Below are 18,535 nucleotides of genomic sequence, written 5' to 3'. Positions count from 1 at the left end.
GCCTTTAACCGTTTGAGAATCTGACCAGCGTAGCGCCTACGCGCGCTGGTCGGCCAACGCTTCGCGGGCAAGCTCGAGAGCCTGCTCGAGACTGTCCGGGTCGTTTACCGCCAGCCCCTTGCTCGAGCGAACGATGCGTTTGTTAAGCCCGGTCAATACCTTGCCAGGCCCGCACTCGATGAAAACGCTCGCGCCCTGATCGGCCATCGTTTCGACGCAGTCCGACCAGCGCACCGGCTGGTAGAGCTGCTCGATCAGCCGCGTGCGCAGCGTGTCGATATCGGCGTGAGCCTTGGCGTCGACGTTTTGCACGACATTGTAGCGCGGCGCGCGAAATTCGACCTCTTTCATATGGGTGCTGAGCCGTTCGGCGGCCGGGCGCATCAGCGCGCAGTGGGACGGCACCGATACCGGCAGCGCCATCGCGCGCTTGGCACCGGCTTCCTGGCAGGCATGGATCGCCCGCTCCACCGCGCCCTTGTTACCGGCAATCACGACTTGGCCTGGAGAGTTGTAGTTGACGGCAGCGACCACCTCGTTTTGGGCAGCGCTTGCGCACGCCGCTTCCACGGCTTCGTCACCGAGGCCCAGGATCGCGGCCATCGCACCCTCGCCGTCGGGTACGGCGTCCTGCATCGCCTCGCCGCGCAGGCGCACCATGCGCACGCCTTCGGCGAATCCCATCACCCCAGCGCACACCATGGCGCTGTACTCGCCCAGGCTGTGGCCGGCCATGATGCCTGGCCGCGGGCCTTCGAGCTCCTGCCAAACGCGCCAGATCGCAACGCTCGACGTCAGAAGCGCCGGCTGAGTACACGCCGTTTTGTTGAGCGCCTCTTCAGGGCCATCCTGGACGATTTTCCACAGATCGAAGCCCAGGGCATCCGACGCTTCCTCGAATGTCGTTCCCACCACGCTGTAGCGCTCGGCCAGCTCGCGCAGCATGCCTGGCTGCTGCGAACCCTGACCGGGAAACACGAAGGCAAGGGGTTGTGACATATCGTTCACCTTTGCTCTAGTAGGCATTTGCTCATTCGAGCACATGGACGAGACGGCGCCGCTGGCGACCGGCCGTCCAATCAACTTTCAATGCGTTGTTTTATTGCTCGCCCCGTGCGGGCCACGCTCTAAAAGCAGGCGCTCCACACGGGCGGGCAGACTGTGCGCTACTTCGTGTAGCGCGCGTTCGATCGCGTAGTAAAAGCCTTCGGCGTCGGTGCTGCCGTGGCTTTTCACTACGCTCGCTTTAAGACCCAAAAGTGAGGCTCCGTTATAGCGCGCCGGGCTCAGTTCACGCTTGAGCTGACGCAACAAGGGCCTTGCCAACCAACTCGCCAGTCGCCCGCTTGGGCGCGAGCCAAGCGCCGTTTGCAGACGCTCCATAAGCATCCGGGTCAGGCCTTCACTCGCCTTGAGCGTGACGTTGCCGACGAAGCCGTCACAGACCACCACGTCGAGCCCTCCCCGGTAGATATCGCCTCCCTCGGCATAGCCGCGATAATCGAGCCCCAGCAACGTGGCGCGCTCGCGAAGAAACGCATCGGCCTGGCGCACGCTGGCACTACCCTTGACCGCCTCGACCCCTACGTTCAATAGCGCAACGCTTGGCCTCTCGACGCCGTCCAGACACTGCACCATCGCCGCCCCCATGAGGGCGAAATCCACCAGCCGCTCCGGCGGCGAGTCAACGTTGGCGCCAAGATCCAGCAAATAGCAGCGCCCGCTTTGTCCGGACGGAATCGACGTACTGATCGCCGGGCGCGAAAGCCCGCCGCTAAGCCCGACGTCGCGCCGGGCGAGCGCAACGAGGGCGGCGGTATTGCCCGCGCTGACGCCCGCACTCGCCTCGCCACTGGCGACCATCGACAGCATGGCAGCCATGCTGGTGGCGTGACCGTAGCGTAGCGCCCAGGCCGCGGTGGCATCCGGGCGCACATGATCCGACGTATCACGAACCACCAAACGCGACGCTGCCGCAGCCAAGGGCCGCGGCAAGCGCTTAAGCTCAGTCGCCAAGCGCTGAGCAGGGCCAAACAGAACCAGTTCAAGCTCGGGGCGTTCGACTACCGCCCTGGCAGACCCTTCGACGATACAGCGGGGACCTTCATCGCCCCCCATTGCATCAATCGCCAGGCGCACGCGAGACTGGCTCCGTTTTGCCGTTTAAATAAGGCGTGAGGCTTATACCTCGACGACCTTGCGACCGCGGTAGAAGCCGTCCGGCGCAACGTGGTGGCGCAGATGGGTAGTACCGGTTTCCTTGTCCTGGGACAAGGTCGGGCCGGTCAGGGCGTCGTGGCTACGACGCATGCCGCGCTTGGAACGAGTTTTACGACTTTTTTGAACTGCCATGGGATGTTACTCCTGGATTAAGTAGGTAAGTACTGCTTACTTCTTACCGTCGGATGAGTCCTTTCCTTTCAAGGCGCCTAGCACCGCGAAAGGATTCGATGCGGGGGCAGGCGCATCGTCTGCGCCGTCCGTCTTGCTGACCAGCTGATCTGACGAGACATGACACTCGGCCTCGTCGTGATAGACCACTTGCGGCAAACTGAGGATGAGTTCGTCCTCGAGCACCGTCAGCAAGTCCAGCTGTTCGTTTTTCACCAGTACCGGCTCGTGACTGGCAGGAAGCTCGGACGCCAGCGCCTCGTCGGCAATCATTCCCAGCAGGAAGTCGCTCGACACGTCCTGGCTTAGCGGCACCAGACAGCGGCGACACGCAAGCGAGAGCGTTGCACGCAAATGGCCACGAATTTCACGACGACCCTGGGCATCGATACCAAACGCAAGCGATGCAAAGCATTCGCCGGTTTGTTCACCAGCCTCTTCGGCCAAACGGCGCATTCTGTCTAGCGCCACTTGGCCTTCGAGTCGTTCGTCGCGGGCGGCGAGCTTATAAGGCTCGACCCGACTGGGGAGTTGTGAGGTCAACATAGGCGCGCAATGATAGGCACTCGCCGCGGCCCTGTCAAAGCCGTACCGCCATTTCTTTGCCCTTTTAGGCGTTAATCTCACAAGTTTTACCAAAGGCGGTATAAAAAGCGTTATCAAAGGGTATTAAAACGTCATAAAACGCGCTTCTCTCATTAAGCATCCACCTGCCTAACGCCGCTTTTAGCCGCCCGACACTACCCAGACAGACGGTTTTTAACTACTGTTTTAGATCAGGTTTTCAACGTCTTTTTATGAACCGCCTTGAACTGCATTTTCAAACTCGTGCCAGGCCGCAGTTTAAATCAGCCAGGTCGGGCGCTTTTACCACCTTACACATATTAAGTTATAAAACGCCCTTTAAAGTCCCAAGGAGAATGCCGTGCCCGAAGTCGCCAACGCCCCGCTCGTACTCGCCTCGAGCTCCCGCTTTCGCAAAGCGCTGCTCGACCGCCTCCAGCTTCCTTATCAGTGCCGCTCGCCGGATATCGACGAAACCCCGCAGCCGAATGAGTCGCCGGAGGCGCTGGTGCATCGGCTGGCACTAAGCAAGGCGAGCGCCGTTGCCGATGAGTTTCCCGATCACCTGATTATCGGCTCGGATCAGATCGCGCTGTTCGACGGCGAGATACTCGGTAAACCGCACACCGCCGAGCGCGCCTGCGCCAACCTTGCGCGCTTCTCCGGCCATCGAGTGCGCTTTTTGACCGGCCTGGCGCTGCTCGATACTCGCCGCGGCCAGCACGACGTCATCGTCGAGCCCTTCGAGGCCGTCTTTCGAAGCCTGACTCACACCGAGATCGAGCGCTACGTGGCGACCGAGCAGCCGCTGGATAGCGCCGGCAGCTTTCGCATGGAAGGGCTCGGGATCACGCTGTTCGACGCCTTCGATGGGCGTGACCCCAACGCGCTCATCGGCCTGCCGTTAATGGCGCTGTGTACGCTTTTGCGCCAGGCGGGCATGGACCCGCTCGGCGAGCGCGTGGCAACCGCCTAACGCGCCTCGAAACGAAGCGGCGAGCGCGTAGTCTCGACGCCCAAGAGCTCTGCCGCCGCGCCGGTGAAGCCCCGCGTGAAGCGCTCGAAGGGGTCGAGGCGCGGGGTGTAATTTTCCCAGGCAGCCTCATCGACCTGCGCGCGGGCGACCTGCTCAAGGCTACCCAGCTCATCGATGAGCCCAAGCTCGATTGCCTGCTCACCGCTCCAGATCAAACCAGAGAAGAGCTCGTCGCTTTGTACCAGCCGGTCGCCGCGCCCGGCGATGACGTCATCGATGAACTGTTGATGCGTCTGCTCGAGCACGCCCTGCCAGAAAGCGGCGATCTCTTCGTCCAGCGGCTGGAACGGGTCCAGAAACGCCTTGTTCTCGCCGGCGGTCATCACCCGGCGCTCGACGCCGAGCTCATCGATCGCTTCCTGAAACCCAAAGCCCGCGTAGATTACCCCGATGGAGCCCACCAGGCTCGCAGGCGAGGCGACGATGGTGTCCGCCGCCGAGGCGATGTAGTAGGCACCGCTCGCGCCGATATCCTCGATCACGGCGATGATCGGCTTGTCGCCCTGCTCTCTTAGCCGCATGATTTCGGCGTAAACACGCTGGGACTGCACCGGGCTCCCGCCGGGGCTGTCGATATGCAGCACGATGGCGGCGGCGCTGTCCGCCTCCCAGGCCCGGTCGAGCCCTTTGATGATGCGCTCCGCGTTGGCCGGCGCATCAGCGGCGATCACGCCGTGAACCTCGACCAGCGCCAAGTGCTTTTGCGCCGGCGCGGCGCCGCCAGAGGCCGGAAAGAACATGCGGTAGAGCGCAAAAAAGAGCAGCGCGAGCACCAGCGTCAGCAGTAAAAGGCGGAAAAAGAGCTTCCAGCGCCGGCTGCGGCGCTGCTCGGTGAGCACGCCGCCGATCCAGCGATCCATCATTTCGATCTGCGCCAACCGCTGGCGCTCACGCAGCGTCTCGCTGCTGTCGCCCAGCGCGCCCGCAAGCGTCTCGCCGCGCTCGCTTTTGGTTACTTCCGGCCCCTGGGTCCAGCGGTCCTCACGGCCTGACGCCGTATCGCCCTGCTCGTCCAGGCGGCGGCGCGGCGGCGGGTCGAGACGTCCCTCGTCGTTGTTCATGGCATGTTCCTGTCAGCGGGATGGGCGGCCAGGCGAGCTACTCGCCTTCGAGCCAGTTGAAAAGATCGGAAACGCTGTGTGCTATCCAGCGAGGCTCGCTTTGACGAAGCCTGGCCGGGGTGTGTACGCCGTAGGTGACGCCGACACGGTCCATACCGAGTGCGCGCGCCATCTCAAGATCATACTCGGTATCGCCTACCATCACAGCGCGGGAGACGTCGATATCGAGCTCGCCAAGAAGCTCCTCGAGCATCTGCGGATGCGGCTTCGAGCGGGTTTCGTCCGCCGTGCGGCTGGCGTCAAACAGCGCGCCGCTGTCGGTTTCGCGAAAGATCCGTTCGAGCCCGCGGCGGCTTTTACCGGTGGCCACCGCCAAACGCTGCCCCGAACGGGACTTCAGACGCGAAAGTCCCTCCAGGGCGCCGTCGAAAAACGGCATGGGCGTGGTGTTTTCGACCACGAAGTGGTGCGAGTAGCGCTGCCTGAGCGTTTCGGCGCGCCCACCGTCGATGCCCGGGCAGAGCGTGGCAATCGCCTCGGGCAGCCCCAGGCCGATGATGTTCTCGATCGCGCTCACCTCGAGCTCGCCCCACTCGGCCTCCCGGGCGGCGGCCTGCATGCAGGCGACGATTTTCGGCACCGAATTCATCAGCGTGCCGTCCCAGTCGAAAATGATCAGCTCATAACGCATGGTCAATCCTTTAACGGCGCGCGCGGGCAAGGGCGGATTCGAGCGCCTCGGGCAGCGGCGCTTTCACCGTGACCGGGCGGCCGTTACCCGGCTCGGGAAAGGTCAGTGCGCGGGCGTGCAGAAACAGGCGCTCGACGCCGAGCTGGCGTGACATGTAGCCGCTCTCTTTAGTGGCGTACTTGTCGTCGCCCAAAAGTGCGTGGCCGGCGTGGGCGGCGTGCACGCGAATTTGGTGGGTGCGCCCGGTCACCGGCTCCGCCTCGATTAGCGTCACTTTCTCGAAGGTTTCCAGCACCTGAAAATGGGTGCGCGAGACCTTGCCGTTCGGGTCGACTCGCACACGGCGCTCGCCGTTGCCGGCGTCATACCGATCAAGGCGCGCGCTAACGTAGGTCTTGCGCGCCGGCCAGCGCCCGCTGACCAGCGCCACATAGCGCTTGTCCATGGCATGCTTTTTGAGCGACTCGTTGAGCGTCACCAGCGCCTCGCGGGACTTGGCAAGCAGCAAACACCCGGAGGTGTCGCGGTCAAGGCGGTGAACGAGCTCCAAAAAGCTCAGATCGTCACGCACCTGTCTAAGCGCCTCGATCAGCCCGATCTTCACGCCGCTTCCGCCGTGCACCGCAAGGCCTGAGGGCTTGTTCATGACCATCCAGTCCGGACCTTCCATGATGACGCTGCCGATCAACAGATCGCGCAGGCTATCGCTTACCTCCTTTTGCGCCTCACGCGGGGTCAGGCGAAGCGGCGGCACGCGCACCAGATCATGGGCGTTGAGCCGGTAGTCCACCTTGACGCGCTTTTTATTGACGCGCACTTCGCCCTTTCGCACGATGCGATAGATCAAGGCGCGGGGCGCCCCCTTTAAACGGGTCATCAAAAAATTATCGATTCGCTGACCCGCCTGTTCCGGGGCGATCTCCACCCACTGCACTTCGCGCCCTTCGGCCATGGCCGCATGCTCCTGGTCGGTTGTGACACTATCCTTGTCGGTTGTAAAACCGTCAGTGTCAAAGCGGCCCATTCTAACGCAGTGCTTGCGCCATTGCGTCAATTGCTGGCGCCAGGCTTACCTGTTATATTCCAAGTGGCTCATTGGCAGGGCGTGATGCAGGTTGGGTACGCCCAACAGACACCGTTGTTTTCCTGCCCAAGCGCTCTGCCCAAGCGCCTGCCCGTCCAACACGCAGGCCCGAGCGAAGGTCCAATGGATTAGTGTACGCATTACCCATTACCGGATGTAAAAAACGAAGTAACCCTGCCGCCCGACAGGCGGTAGTGTTCGCGGCGATGCCTGGTTGGCCGCCGCGAAAAATTGGAATATACGTTACGCCCCGGTTCGGAGTTCAAATGTCACTGCTCGATTAATCGAAAGTGCCATCGAAAATCCGACCCGAGGCGTCAGGATCAACGCTGTGCCGATACCGGCGTTGACGAATCGATGAATGCCAGGTGTAGGCGGTGTCAGCAGGGCCGGATGGACGTCAACGCCACCGAAACACGTCCTGCCTCCGCCACGTACTCAACGCCTCCTAGCCGAGCGGGCCACACTGCCCCCGGCTCAATGCGTCAGCATAGCCATGCGCCGAGCACAAGCACGCAGCAAAAGCGATTCGTCGACGCCAACGCCTTGACGGCGCATCGGTGCATACGCATTGCGAGACACCATGAAAAGAATGCTCATCAACGCAACCCAGCCCGAAGAGCTGCGGGTTGCGCTCGTCGACGGTCAACGCCTGTACGATCTGGATATCGAATCCGGCGCCCGCGAACAGAAAAAAGCCAATATCTACCGTGGCAAGATCACCCGGGTCGAGCCCTCCCTGGAAGCGGCGTTCGTCGACTTCGGCGCTGAGCGCCACGGATTTTTGCCGCTCAAGGAGATCTCGCGCGAGTACTTTCTAAAGGACGTTTCCGGCCGCCCCAGCATCAAAGAGGTGCTAAAGGAAGGTCAGGAAGTCATCGTTCAGGTCGATAAAGAGGAGCGCGGAAACAAGGGTGCGGCGCTGACCACCTTCATCAGCCTGGCCGGGCGTTTTCTGGTTTTGATGCCCAACAATCCGCGCGCCGGCGGCATCTCGCGGCGTATCGAAGGCGACGATCGCAGCCAGCTCAAGGACGCGATGTCGCAGATGACCGTGCCGGACAAGATGGGCCTGATCGTGCGTACCGCCGGCATCGGGCGCAGCGCCGAAGAGCTTCAGTGGGATCTGGACTACCTCGCCCAAGTGTGGGAGTCGATTACCGCCGAAGCCTCCAAGCGCCCGGCGCCGTTTTTGGTCTACCGCGAATCCAACGTTATCATTCGCGCCATGCGCGACTACCTGCGCCAGGACATCGGCGAGGTGCTGATCGATAGCCCCGAGATTCACGCCGAGGCGCTGAGTTTCATCCGCCAGGTAATGCCCTCGTACCAGCAAAAGATCAAGCTCTACACCGACGAAGTGCCGCTGTTCTCGCGCTTTCAGATCGAATCCCAGATCGAAACCGCCTATCAGCGCGAAGTGAAGCTGCCCTCCGGCGGCTCGATCGTCATCGACCACACCGAAGCGCTGGTTTCCATCGACATCAACTCGGCGCGCGCCACCCGCGGCAGCGACATCGAGGAAACCGCCCTTCAGACCAACTCGGAAGCCGCCGACGAGATCGCCCGCCAACTGCGCCTGCGCGATATCGGTGGCCTGGTGGTCATCGATTTCATCGATATGGGCCCGGCGCGCAACCAGCGCGAAGTCGAAAACCGCATGCGCGACGCGCTCAAGCTCGACCGCGCGCGCGTCCAGATCGGCCGGATTTCCCGCTTTGGCCTAATGGAAATGTCGCGCCAGCGCCTGCGGCCGTCGCTGGGCGAAACCAGCGGTGGGGTGTGCCCGCGCTGTGACGGCCAGGGCAGCATTCGTGACGTGCGCTCACTGTCGCTGTCGATCATGCGTCTGATCGAAGAGGAGGCGATGAAGGAGCGTAGCGCCCAGATTCGCGCCATTTTGCCGGTGCCGGTCGCCACGTACCTCCTCAACGAAAAGCGCAGCGTGCTCGCCGATATCGAAGCGCGTCAGGACGTTCGCGTAGTGCTCCTGCCCAACCCGGAAATGCACACGCCGCACTACGACGTGCAGCGCCTGCGCTCGGATCACCTCGACGAGGACGAAAGCCATACCCTCTCGAGCTACGAGCTCTCCATGGAGACCGAGATCGGCAAGGAGCCGGATCCAAGCTTCGCCCCGCCGGCCCAGCGCGCCGAAGCCGCGGTCAAGACCGTTGCTCACAACGCCCCGGCGCCGGCGTCGCTGCAAACCGACAGCGCCCCCGCTCCCGCCGCCAAATCCGAGGCACCGGCCAACGCTGAATCCGGCGTACTAGGCCGTTTGATTCGCGGCTTCGCCAAACTGTTGGGTAGCGACGACGCCCCCACCAACGAGCAAAAGCCCGCCGCCGAGCCCGCCTCACGCAGGTCGCAGACAAGCGACAAAAGCGCCACTGGCGAGCGCAGCCAGGGCGGCGAGCGCGGTAAGCCGGCGCGCGAGAAGCGCCCGGATAACGCTACGGCGCGCAGCGAGTCCAGCCAAACCGAAGTCCGCAATGGCCAAAGCGCCAAGGGCGACGACGAGTCGAGCGACAAGCGCGGCGGCCCGAACCGCACGCGCAATCGCCGTCGCAACGGCCAGACCAATAGCGCTCAGGCGGGCAACGCCCAATCCAGCGAGACAAAAGCCAGCGATAGCGCCAAGCCCGCGCGCCAAAGCGAGCGCAGCGGCGAGAGCGAGGCGAACCAGACCCCGTCCAATAAGCGAAGTGACGGCCGCCGCGACAAGCCGCGCGACGCCAAGCCCAAGAACGAGAGCCGCGCACCCAAAGAAGCCGACGCCAAGGCGGAGCCCAAAAGCGAGCAGAAGCCCGAGCCAAAAGGCGAGCAGAAAACCGACGCCAAGGCCGAGCCGAAGCAGGACGCTCCGAAAGACGACGGCAAGCCCAAGCGTACGCGCAACAACCCGCGCAACCGCTCGCGCAAGCAGGCGATCAACCCGAAAGCCGAAGCCGAGCAGCTCGCTCTGCAGCGCGACGCCGCCAACGCCCCGGCGCCCGCTGAAAGCGTCAGCGACGTGAAGAGCACGGCAAGCGAGCCCGCCAGCGCCGAGCCCCTCCAGCGCGAGCAGGCACCGGCAAGCGGCGCGAAGAGCGAGCAAGCGCCTGATGCCGAGAAAACCCCGGCCGCTGCGTCGGCGCCGGGCACCGATGACGCCCTCGCCGCGGAGTCCCTGACGCAGGAACGCGAAGTGCAGGCGCCGCAAGAGCCTGTCGCTGAGCAAAAAGCGCCCCAGGCCGAAAGCGCCGAGCCGGAGACGGTTGATGCGACAAGTGCGCCAGCGCCAGTCGACAGCGAGCCTGCAGCTCAGGAGCGCAAAGCGCCGATGAGCAGCGACGCCTCCGATGGCGATACGGCTTCAAGCGCCGACGACGCGCTGGCAAGCGACAAGGTCGCTGCGCCGGAAAGCGTAGCGTCACCCCAGCCGGAGGAAACCCCGGCCGCTGAGTCGCCCGTCGCCACCGAGCCGAAACCCCCCGAGACGGCGATTGCCGAGGATGCCCAAAAGGCGCAGCCCGAGCAGAGCGTTGAGCCTGCTGACGCACCGACACCGGCTGAAAACGACGTTCAGGCGCCGAAGGAAGAAGCCCTCGCCTCACCCCAGGTTCAGGACGAGACCCACGCCGACGAGCAAGCCTCACTCAACGTGAGTCGCGAGGCGTCGAACCCGACGGAGCAGCTCGAAAGCGCCGAGTCAGCGTCGAAAGCCGACACTGCCGCGAAGGTGGATGCCAGCGCCGACGACCAGGCAGATTCGAACGCCGATGGCGCTTCCACGGTAGCAGCGACCGACGCTGAACCGGAAGCCGCGCCTACTGCCCCTACAGAGCGCGCAGTGGCGCAGCCTTCCGATGAGCAGAGCGCTGACCAGGCAAATGCCGAGCCTGCCCCGCAGGACGACAGCGCTTCCGCCAAACCGGCGCCGAAGCGCCGCCGCCGGGCGCACAACGACCCGCGCGAAAAGCGCAAGCAAGGCAGTGCCGGCCAGGAGTAAACCGCGCACGTGAAAAACCCCGCCTCGGCGGGGTTTTTTTTATGCCTGTAAAAGAGTGAGATAAATACAGTGAATTAAATAAGGTGCGAAAAGAAAGCGTCCGTACAAACGCCTAGAGCGTTCGCGGCTCCGGCTCAAGGCGTACGCCAAAGCGGGACTCGACCGTCTCGACGATGGTGTTAGCCACGTCGAAAAGCTCTTCGCGGCTGCCGCCGCCAAAGTGCACCAGCACCAGCGCCTGGCGCTCGTGAATGCCAAAGGCGCCGAAGCGTTGGCCCTTCAACTCACACCGGTCGATCAGCCAGCCCGCCGCGAGCTTACAGCGCCCGTCAGGCTGCGAGAAACAGGGCATGTCCGGATGGCGACCCAGTAACGCCTGGGCCGTGGCCTCGCTTACCACCGGATTTTTGAAAAAGCTGCCGGCGTTGGCGAGCACGTCCGGGTCCGGCAGCTTCTCTTGGCGCGTTTGGCATACGGCCTGGGCAACTTGCAATGGCGTTGCCTCTCTGGTGACGCGCTGAGCCAGATCGCCGTAGCCAAGCTTTGGCGCCCCGTTTCGGGAGAGCCGCAGCGCCAGGCGCAGAATCGCGACCTTTCCCGCCAGTTCGCGCTTGAAGACGCTGTCGCGGTAAGAAAGCTTGCACTGCTCTTGGGAAAGCCAGTAAACGCGCCTGGTATCGAGGGTCATGACCTGCACGCCTTCGAGGCAGTCGCCGAGCTCGACCCCGTAAGCGCCGATGTTCTGCACTGGCGCCGCACCACAGCGTCCAGGGATGAGCGCTAGGTTCTCGAGCCCCCACCAGCCGCGCTCGGCAAGCGTCATCACCAGCGTATGCCAGTGAGCGCCGGCACCCACGTAAGCGATACCCTCATCCCCTTTTCGCTCGATCCACCACTGGTCAAAATCCAGCGTAATGGCCGCGCCTGTAAGGCGCTCTGGCAGCAGCACGTTGCTGCCGCCGCCGAGTAATGTGACAGGCAGATTTTTTGAGCGGCACGCCTCGAGCACCCGGCGAAGCTCCGTCAGTGTTTTAGGGCGAGCGGCAATATCCGCCGTGCAGGGAAGCCTCAACGTATTGGCGAAGGTGAGATCCACCTTCTCTTCAAGCACTGCACCCATCAGCGCTTTCTCAGGGCTTCGATCAAGCCTTGTGAGGCCGCCTCGATTAAATCCAGCACGTGCTCAAAACCCTGCTCGCCGCCGAAGTACGGGTCTGGCACCTCGGTTTCACTCACCTCGGCATACTCGAGAAAGAGGCCGATACGCGCGCGGCAGCCGTCAGGCGCCATTGCCCGAATGGCGTCGAGATTATCGCGGTCCATGCCGAGCACGTAGTCGAAGGCGTCGAAATCCTCGGGGCGAAGCGTGCGCGCCTTGAGCTCGCTAATATCCACCCCGCGGCACAGCGCCGCTTTTTGAGCGCGCTCGTCCGGCGCCTTGCCTACGTGCCAGTCGCCGATGCCGCAGGAATCGACCTCGACCTCACAAGCGAGCCCGGCATCAACGAGGGCCTTGCGAAACACGCCTTCGGCGCTCGGTGAGCGGCAAATATTGCCCAGACAGACGAACAGCACTCGCGTCATTGGGCCTCCGTTTGTTCGATGAGTAAACGCACCCGCGCCAGATCTTCAAACGTATCCACGCCGGTGGGATTTTGCGCGCAGGCCAGCGCCACCTGAATGATGTGACCGTGCTGAAGCGCTCTGAGCTGTTCGAGCTGCTCGAGCTGCTCGAGCTGGGAAGGCGCCATGTGCTGGTAGTCGCTTAGAAAGCTCGCCCGATAGGCATAGATACCGATGTGCCTGAGCCAGGCATCGGTACTCAGAAGACTCGGCTTCTGCGCGAACTGCTCGCGATCCCAGGGCATGGGCGCCCGCGAGAAGTAGAGCGCGCGCCCAGCGTGGCTACGGGTGACCTTGACCACGTTCGGGTTGAATAGCGTTTCGACCTCCAGGATCGGCTCGGCCAATGTTGCAATCGACGCCTCGGGGTCGTCGGCGAGCCGTTCGGCCACCTGGTCGATCAGCGCCGGCGGAATCAAGGGCTCGTCGCCCTGAACGTTGACGACCAGCGTATCGTCGTCAAGGCCCAGCCGCTCGGCTACCTCCGCCAAGCGGTCGGTGCCGGAGGGGTGATCCGAGCGGGTCATGACGACCTCGGCCCCTAGCGGCAAAAGCGCCTCGCAAATGCGCTCGTCGTCGGTGGCCACGACCACGCGCCTGGCCTGGCTTTGATTGGCGCGGCGCCAGACGTGGGCTACCATCGGCTCACCGGCGATATCCAGAAGCGGTTTACCGGGCAGGCGCGAGGAGCCAAAGCGCGCCGGGATGACAACGATGAAATCCGTTGAGCCTGCCATCTACGCCTGCCCCGTGCGTCCTGGTGAGGTGTTGAGCTTCTCGTCGGCGCTGAGTACGCGCGCCTCTTCCGGCAGCATTACCGGGATGCCCTCACGAATCGGGTAGGCCAGCCCATCGTAGTAGCAGATGAGCTCCTGCGCGTCGCGATCGTATTCGAGTTTGCCGTTACAAAGCGGGCAAACCAGCATTGCCAAGAGTTCCTTATCCATGAGCGCCTTCCTCGTATGTGTTTGTCGATAGTGATTCATTCGGGGCACGCGTTGCCAGCGCGTCGATCAGCCAGGCACCAAACGACTCGGGGAGTTCGGCCTCGACCTCCAGCGCCCAGCTCTCGTTGGGTGCAAGCGTACGACACTTTACCGCGTCCTTGGCCGTCATCACGAGCGGCCTGGGCGGGGTAAACGCAAGCGCTTTGGCATCGAAGGCGTGATGATCAGCAAACGCGTGGCGCTCGCCCTCGACGCCGAGAGCGTCAAGCGTCTTGAAAAAGCGCGCGGGGTTGCCGATACCCGCCACCGCGTGCACCGGGGGCTCGAAAGGTAACGGTGTGAGCGCGGCGTGCTCGCCGCTGCCTACCCGCTGCCAGCGCGCCGGGGCGAGCGTCATCGTGACCGGCTCGACGGACAGCGGCCGAGTGAGAGCGCCGTTGACGATCACCGCATCCACGCTTTCGAGCCTTCCTGCTGGCTCTCGCAGCGGCCCCGCGGGCAGGCAGCGCCGGTTGCCAAGGCCCCGCGCGCCGTCGATCACCAGAAGCTCGATATCGCGGCCCAGCGCCAGATGCTGCAGGCCATCGTCGCTGATGAGGATGTCGCAGCCGCGCTCGATCAGCGCCCGGGCGCCGCGCGGGCGGTTCGGGTCCACCGCCACGCGCGCGCCGGTTTGGCGAAAGAGCATCAGCGGCTCATCGCCGCTGTGCTCGACTGGGGTCGTCTCATCCACGATCAGCGGGTACGCCGGTGCGCGGCCACCGTAGCCGCGCGTAACGATACCGGGCGTATAGCCATGGCGCGCCAAGAACGCGGCAAGCCAAGCCACCAGCGGCGACTTGCCGGTACCTCCGAGGGTGATGTTACCCACCACGATGACCGGCACCGGCGCGCGCCAGACGCTTTTTTTGCCCGTGCGGTAGGCGCGGGCGCGACGCCTGGCCACTGCGCCATAAAGCGCGCTCAAAGGCAGCAGCGGTAGAAGCCAGGGTGCTTGGGTGAGACGCTCCCGGTAGACCCCGTCGAGCCAGCGGCCGGCAAGGCTCACGCGTACTCCTGAAACTGCATCTGATGAAGCGCGGCGTAAGCGCCTTGACGCTCGAGCAGCGCCTCGTGGGTGCCCTGCTCGACGATCCGCCCCTGATCCATCACGACGATACGATCGGCGCGCTCGATGGTAGAGAGCCGGTGGGCGATCACTAGGGTCGTGCGGCCATGACAGACGTATTCGAGCGCCTTTTGAATATAGCGCTCGGATTCGGAATCGAGCGCCGACGTCGCCTCGTCGAACACCAGAATGGGCGCCTTTCGGTAGATCGCCCGGGCAATGGCCAGGCGCTGGCGCTGGCCGCCGGAAAGCGTGAGGCCGTTTTCGCCGACCACCGTATCAAGGCCCTGCGGCAGTTGGTCGATGAACTCGCTGGCGTAGGCCGCCTTGGCGGCCTCCTCGATTCGCGCCCGATCAGGCTCGTTCTCGCCGTAGGCGATATTGGCGGCGATGGTGGTGTTGAACAGCGTCACCTGCTGCGAGACGATCGCGATGTGCTGACGAAGTGCGCCGAGCGCGTAGTCGTCGATATCGGCATCGTCGATCAGCAGGCGCCCTTCAGACGGCCGATAGAAGCGTGGCAACAGCCCGACCAGCGTTGACTTGCCGCCGCCGGAGCGCCCAACGATGGCGACCATTTCACCCGGCGCAATGTGCAGGTCGATGCCGTGGAGCACGTTGGGCTGCTCCTCACCGTAACGAAAGCTCACGTTTTCAAAGCGCACGTCACCCTTGAGCGTTTCGGGGACCAGCGTGCCGTTATCCGGCTCGGTGGACAGATCCACCACGCCAAACAGCTCGGCGGCGGCGGCCAGCCCCTTTTGAATGTCGCCGTTGATTTCGGTGAGCTGGCGCACCGGCTTGATCATCAGCGCCGCGGCGGTGATGAAGGCCACGAATTCCCCCGGCGTCATGTCGGCTAAAAAGGCCGGCGCCATGGCAAGCCACACCAGCAGCGCCATCGAAATCGCTACCAGCATCAAAATCACCGGCGAGCTGATCGCCTTGGTCATCGCCTGTTTCATGCTCTGGCGGCGGTTCTCTTCGCTGGCGCGCTCGAAGCGTTTTTTCTCGAAGGCCTCGGCGCCGTGGGTGCGCACCACCCGATAGCCCGTGAGCGCCTCTGACGCAACGTGGGTCACGTCGCCCACGGAGTTCTGTATTCGCTTGGAGATTTTGCGAAAGCGCTTGCTGACGAAGCTCACGACCACGGCGATCACCGGCGTCACCGCCAAAAAGAGCAGCGTCAGCATCCAGTTGGTCCAGAGCAGGTAAAGCACCAGCCCGACGACGAAAAGCCCTTCGCGCAGAATCACCGTGACCGCGTTGGTCGCCGCACTCGCGACCTGCTCGACGTGGTAGGTGACGCGCGAGACGAGATGGCCGCTCGAGTGCTGATCGAAAAAGCGCCCGGGCAGATGCAGCATGTGATCGAACACGTCGCAGCGCAGCGTATGAATCACATAGCGGCCCACGTAGGCCATGTAGTAGGTGCTCAAAAACGTTCCTATCCCGCGGGCGGCGAACATCAGCACCACGAACAGCGGCAAAAAGAAACGAAAGGCGGCGTCCGGGTTCTGTATCCCGTCGATCAGGCGCTTCATCATCTCGGCCAGCGCCGTGCTGGACGCGGCGTAGATCACGAAACCGATGATCGCCAACGCAAACATTTTCCAATGGGGTTTTACGTACTCCAACAAGCGTTTGTACAACGCCCAGCTCGAATCGGTCACACGCGCTCCAGCCCTAATGTGCAGTGCGCCGAATTCTACCCTAAGGCGCGACGTATCAACACCGCTTGCGCCTTTTCACCGACGCACGCGCCGTCTCGACGCGTATTTCCTTACCCGCCTCGACATGAAAGCTCAGCGCCCCATCCTCGGCGGTGCTCCAAAGGCAGCTCGATACGCCTCGAAACCGGCGCACCACCTCATCCGCCGGATGGCCAAAGGCGTTGTCACGCCCGGCGCTGAATACCACGTGCCGCGGCGCGCTTTCACGCACGAACTGTACGCCGGAGCTCGAACGGCTCCCGTGGTGGCCCGCCACCAGCACGCTGACTGTGGCTTCGAGATCATTGATCAGGCGCCGCTCGGTTTGGCGCCCAACGTCACCAGTGATCAATACACGGTGCTCGCCAACGCTAACCTCGAGCACGCAGGAGCGCTCGTTGGGCGTGAGCGCGTTCTCCCCGGCCGGCGGCCAGAGCACGCGGTACGCGATTTCGTCGTGTGCCCAGCGCTGGCCCCGGGCGCAGGGCGTAAACGGCGCCGCCACCACCTCACCCCAGGGTGCCTGCCAGGCCGCCACTGCGTGGTCGCTCAAAAGCGCCTTGACGCCGCCGGCGTGATCGCTGTCGCCGTGGCTAACGATTACGCGATCAAAGCGCTGTCCAGGCGGCCAGAGTGACTCGATCGGCATGAAGCCGCTTCGAAAGCGCGGGCCGGTATCGTACAAAAGCCGCCGGGTGGCGCTTTGAAGCTCGATAAGCTGGCCCTGGCCGACATCGAACACAGTGACGCGCAAAACCCCAGGCGCGAGTGATTTGGGCTGGTAGAAAAACAGCAGCGCAGCGGCCACCGCGCAGGAGGTTGCGCGCAGCCAGCGCGGCACGAAGGCGAGTCCAAAACAGAGCGCCAGCAGTAAAAGCGCCGCGGCCAGGGCAAAACGAAGCTCGATGGCGGGCTCCCATAGCGGCAGCGCCTCGAGCGCGATGCGTAAAAGCGCATGAAAAACTCTAAGGGCGGCTTCGAAGCCGCGCCAAACGAGCTCGCCGGCGCCGAACAGCGGCGCCAGCAGCCAGCCCAGCAGCGCCAGCGGCACCATGACCGCACTCACCCAGGGCACGGCGATCAGATTCACCAGCGGCGCTCCCGGGGCAACGCGGCCAAAGCCGATCAGCACCGCCGCCGCCATGAGTGGCGACAATAAAAGCTGTGTTCGTACCAGCGCCCACACCCAGCCCCTGACGCCCTGGGGCCGGGCTCGCCCCTGCCAGATGACGATCAGCCAGCCCACGGCCACAAACGATAGCCACAGCCCCGGGCGCCAGGGCGCGAGCGGGTCGACCAGCACGACCAGTAAAAGCGCCAGCCACCAGGCCTGCCAGGCTCCCGGCGCGTGGCGCCCGCTGAGCACCCAGAGCCCGAGCAGCGTCATCACCATGGCGCGCATCGCCGGCGGCCCCAACCCCGCAAGTACGGCGTAACCCACGCAGGCGCCCCCCGCCGCTAACCAAGGCCAGGCACGCAGCCGCCAGTTTTGCGGGGTCATCAGCCGGGCCAGAAGGCGGCTGACCCAGAGCACCAGTGAGGCCACCAGCCCCACGTGCAAGCCGGAGATGACCACCAGGTGCGTGGTGCCGGTGGCGTTCAAAAGTGTCCAATCGTCCTGGGTCAGCCGCTGGCTCGAGCCCAAGCTAAGCGCAGCGAGCCAGCGCCTGGTGCGCGCCTCCAGGGACGTGGCGTCGATGTGCGCAAGCGCCAGCGACCTCAACGTCGAACGCTTTGGAGTGATCAAATGCGTCGCCGGGTCCGGGCGCACGTAGCCGGTGGCGTGGATGCCCTCGCGCCAGAGCCAGCGGGCATAATCGAAGCGGTGTGGGTTTTTGAACCCGCCGGGCGGTCGCAGGCGAAGCGTAAGCCGCCAAGTCTGGCCCGCTTCAAAGGCGGTATCGCCATAGGCACTGACGCGCACGCGATCAAGCCCGGCGCAGTCCAGACGCTGCGCCGGGCTTTCGCACTCGAGCACGCGAAGGTTTAGCCGGCTTAAGCCTTCATCGCGCTGCGCCTCATCAATGCGCGCGATGACGCTGAGATCCTCACCGCCGAGCCCCGCCGGCAGCGTTCGCTGCCACTCGAGGTGAACGCCGAGCAGCACCCAGCCCCCTGCCAGCAGTGCGGGCAGCGCTCGAGGGGCGCGATTGACGAGCAACAGCGCGACCACCAGCGCTGCGCTGAAGGCGGGTAGAAGACGCCCTTCGGCGCCGCTGTACTCGGCGATCACTGCCGCACCGAGCGCTGCCATGGCCGCCGGTGCGACCGCCCCTATTCGCATGTTCACCCCCAAGCCGGCGCGTGACGACCGGCGTAGCCTT

Annotated in this window: 16 protein-coding genes; 2 read left to right on the top strand and 14 right to left on the bottom strand. The window is 63.9% G+C overall.

Translation table 11 applies throughout. From position 1 onward, the window contains the following. Positions 1 to 36 precede the first annotated feature (36 nt). From fabD to MQW23_RS09275, 4 genes are all read right to left on the bottom strand, one after another. Positions 37 to 999 (bottom strand): ACP S-malonyltransferase, encoded by a 963-nt coding sequence (gene fabD, locus MQW23_RS09290; protein ID WP_252107629.1) that lies wholly within the window; start codon positions 997 to 999, stop codon positions 37 to 39. A gap of 87 nt (positions 1,000 to 1,086) precedes the next feature. Further along, positions 1,087 to 2,139 (bottom strand): phosphate acyltransferase PlsX, encoded by a 1,053-nt coding sequence (plsX, locus tag MQW23_RS09285; protein ID WP_252107627.1) that lies wholly within the window; start codon positions 2,137 to 2,139, stop codon positions 1,087 to 1,089. Positions 2,140 to 2,181: 42 nt separating this feature from the next. After that, positions 2,182 to 2,352, bottom strand: a complete 171-nt coding sequence (gene rpmF / locus MQW23_RS09280; RefSeq protein WP_252107626.1) for a 50S ribosomal protein L32 — start codon at positions 2,350 to 2,352, stop codon at positions 2,182 to 2,184. A gap of 36 nt (positions 2,353 to 2,388) precedes the next feature. Further along, entirely contained in the window at positions 2,389 to 2,937 is a 549-nt protein-coding gene (locus MQW23_RS09275; protein WP_252107625.1) for a YceD family protein, read from the bottom strand. Between the two features lie 379 nt (positions 2,938 to 3,316). On the opposite strand from MQW23_RS09275, the gene MQW23_RS09270 reads away from it, so the two are divergent. Next, positions 3,317 to 3,931 (top strand): Maf family protein, encoded by a 615-nt coding sequence (locus tag MQW23_RS09270; RefSeq protein WP_252107623.1) that lies wholly within the window; start codon positions 3,317 to 3,319, stop codon positions 3,929 to 3,931. Here MQW23_RS09270 and sppA read toward each other — a convergent pair. From sppA to MQW23_RS09255, 3 genes are read right to left on the bottom strand one after another with little or no spacing between them, the layout of a single operon-like run. Further along, positions 3,928 to 5,052: a signal peptide peptidase SppA gene (gene sppA, locus MQW23_RS09265; RefSeq protein WP_252107621.1), complete on the bottom strand. Its 1,125-nt coding sequence runs from the start codon at positions 5,050 to 5,052 to the stop codon at positions 3,928 to 3,930. The two genes, MQW23_RS09270 and sppA, sit on opposite strands and share 4 nt — an antisense overlap. Positions 5,053 to 5,089: 37 nt before the next feature. Continuing rightward, positions 5,090 to 5,743: an HAD family hydrolase gene (locus tag MQW23_RS09260; protein WP_252107615.1), complete on the bottom strand. Its 654-nt coding sequence runs from the start codon at positions 5,741 to 5,743 to the stop codon at positions 5,090 to 5,092. Between the two features lie 10 nt (positions 5,744 to 5,753). Continuing rightward, entirely contained in the window at positions 5,754 to 6,695 is a 942-nt protein-coding gene (locus MQW23_RS09255; RefSeq protein WP_252107613.1) for an RluA family pseudouridine synthase, read from the bottom strand. A gap of 715 nt (positions 6,696 to 7,410) precedes the next feature. On the opposite strand from MQW23_RS09255, the gene rne reads away from it, so the two are divergent. Beyond that, entirely contained in the window at positions 7,411 to 10,821 is a 3,411-nt protein-coding gene (gene rne, locus MQW23_RS09250) for a ribonuclease E (protein WP_252107612.1), read from the top strand. A 112-nt stretch (positions 10,822 to 10,933) separates the two neighbouring features. Here rne and murB read toward each other — a convergent pair whose 3' ends face one another. The 7 genes from murB to MQW23_RS09215 are packed head-to-tail and all read right to left on the bottom strand — an operon-like array spanning position 10,934 to position 18,495. Further along, the gene (gene murB / locus MQW23_RS09245; protein ID WP_252107606.1) at positions 10,934 to 11,941 is read right to left on the bottom strand and encodes a UDP-N-acetylmuramate dehydrogenase; all 1,008 of its coding nucleotides are present in this window, start codon (positions 11,939 to 11,941) and stop codon (positions 10,934 to 10,936) included. After that, a complete protein-coding gene (locus MQW23_RS09240; RefSeq protein WP_252107604.1) occupies positions 11,941 to 12,405 on the bottom strand; it encodes a low molecular weight protein-tyrosine-phosphatase in 465 nt (154 codons plus the stop codon). The genes murB and MQW23_RS09240 overlap by 1 nt, the downstream gene beginning before the upstream one ends. Beyond that, the gene (gene kdsB, locus MQW23_RS09235) at positions 12,402 to 13,181 is read right to left on the bottom strand and encodes a 3-deoxy-manno-octulosonate cytidylyltransferase (RefSeq protein WP_252107602.1); all 780 of its coding nucleotides are present in this window, start codon (positions 13,179 to 13,181) and stop codon (positions 12,402 to 12,404) included. Before kdsB ends, MQW23_RS09240 begins: the two co-directional genes overlap by 4 nt. After that, positions 13,182 to 13,391, bottom strand: coding sequence for a Trm112 family protein (locus MQW23_RS09230; RefSeq protein ID WP_252107600.1), 210 nt, complete (start codon positions 13,389 to 13,391; stop codon positions 13,182 to 13,184). Further along, positions 13,384 to 14,439, bottom strand: coding sequence for a tetraacyldisaccharide 4'-kinase (lpxK, locus tag MQW23_RS09225; RefSeq protein ID WP_252107598.1), 1,056 nt, complete (start codon positions 14,437 to 14,439; stop codon positions 13,384 to 13,386). Before lpxK ends, MQW23_RS09230 begins: the two co-directional genes overlap by 8 nt. Next, positions 14,436 to 16,172, bottom strand: a complete 1,737-nt coding sequence (gene msbA, locus MQW23_RS09220; protein WP_252107597.1) for a lipid A export permease/ATP-binding protein MsbA — start codon at positions 16,170 to 16,172, stop codon at positions 14,436 to 14,438. Before msbA ends, lpxK begins: the two co-directional genes overlap by 4 nt. Positions 16,173 to 16,227: 55 nt before the next feature. Then, a complete protein-coding gene (locus tag MQW23_RS09215) occupies positions 16,228 to 18,495 on the bottom strand; it encodes a DNA internalization-related competence protein ComEC/Rec2 (RefSeq protein ID WP_252107596.1) in 2,268 nt (755 codons plus the stop codon). Positions 18,496 to 18,535 lie beyond the last annotated feature (40 nt).

Origin of the sequence: Halomonas sp. S3-1-1 (assembly GCF_023757625.1) — a bacterium.
Classification (GTDB): Bacteria; Pseudomonadota; Gammaproteobacteria; order Pseudomonadales; family Halomonadaceae; genus Vreelandella.
The sequence above is the reverse complement of the archived record's forward strand: the minus strand, read 5'-3'. Positions and strand labels throughout refer to the sequence as shown.

Bases quoted from the DNA above. Each gene is read 5' to 3' on its own strand.
- fabD (WP_252107629.1), bottom strand. From the start codon at position 999: ATGTCACAACCCCTTGCCTTCGTGTTTCCCGGTCAGGGTTCGCAGCAG.
- rpmF (WP_252107626.1), bottom strand. From the start codon at position 2,352: ATGGCAGTTCAAAAAAGTCGTAAAACTCGTTCCAAGCGCGGCATGCGT.
- MQW23_RS09275 (WP_252107625.1), bottom strand. From the start codon at position 2,937: ATGTTGACCTCACAACTCCCCAGTCGGGTCGAGCCTTATAAGCTCGCC.
- sppA (WP_252107621.1), bottom strand. From the start codon at position 5,052: ATGAACAACGACGAGGGACGTCTCGACCCGCCGCCGCGCCGCCGCCTG.
- MQW23_RS09260 (WP_252107615.1), bottom strand. From the start codon at position 5,743: ATGCGTTATGAGCTGATCATTTTCGACTGGGACGGCACGCTGATGAAT.
- MQW23_RS09255 (WP_252107613.1), bottom strand. From the start codon at position 6,695: ATGGCCGAAGGGCGCGAAGTGCAGTGGGTGGAGATCGCCCCGGAACAG.
- rne (WP_252107612.1), top strand. From the start codon at position 7,411: ATGAAAAGAATGCTCATCAACGCAACCCAGCCCGAAGAGCTGCGGGTT.
- murB (WP_252107606.1), bottom strand. From the start codon at position 11,941: ATGGGTGCAGTGCTTGAAGAGAAGGTGGATCTCACCTTCGCCAATACG.
- MQW23_RS09240 (WP_252107604.1), bottom strand. From the start codon at position 12,405: ATGACGCGAGTGCTGTTCGTCTGTCTGGGCAATATTTGCCGCTCACCG.
- kdsB (WP_252107602.1), bottom strand. From the start codon at position 13,181: ATGGCAGGCTCAACGGATTTCATCGTTGTCATCCCGGCGCGCTTTGGC.
- MQW23_RS09230 (WP_252107600.1), bottom strand. From the start codon at position 13,391: ATGGATAAGGAACTCTTGGCAATGCTGGTTTGCCCGCTTTGTAACGGC.
- MQW23_RS09215 (WP_252107596.1), bottom strand. From the start codon at position 18,495: ATGCGAATAGGGGCGGTCGCACCGGCGGCCATGGCAGCGCTCGGTGCG.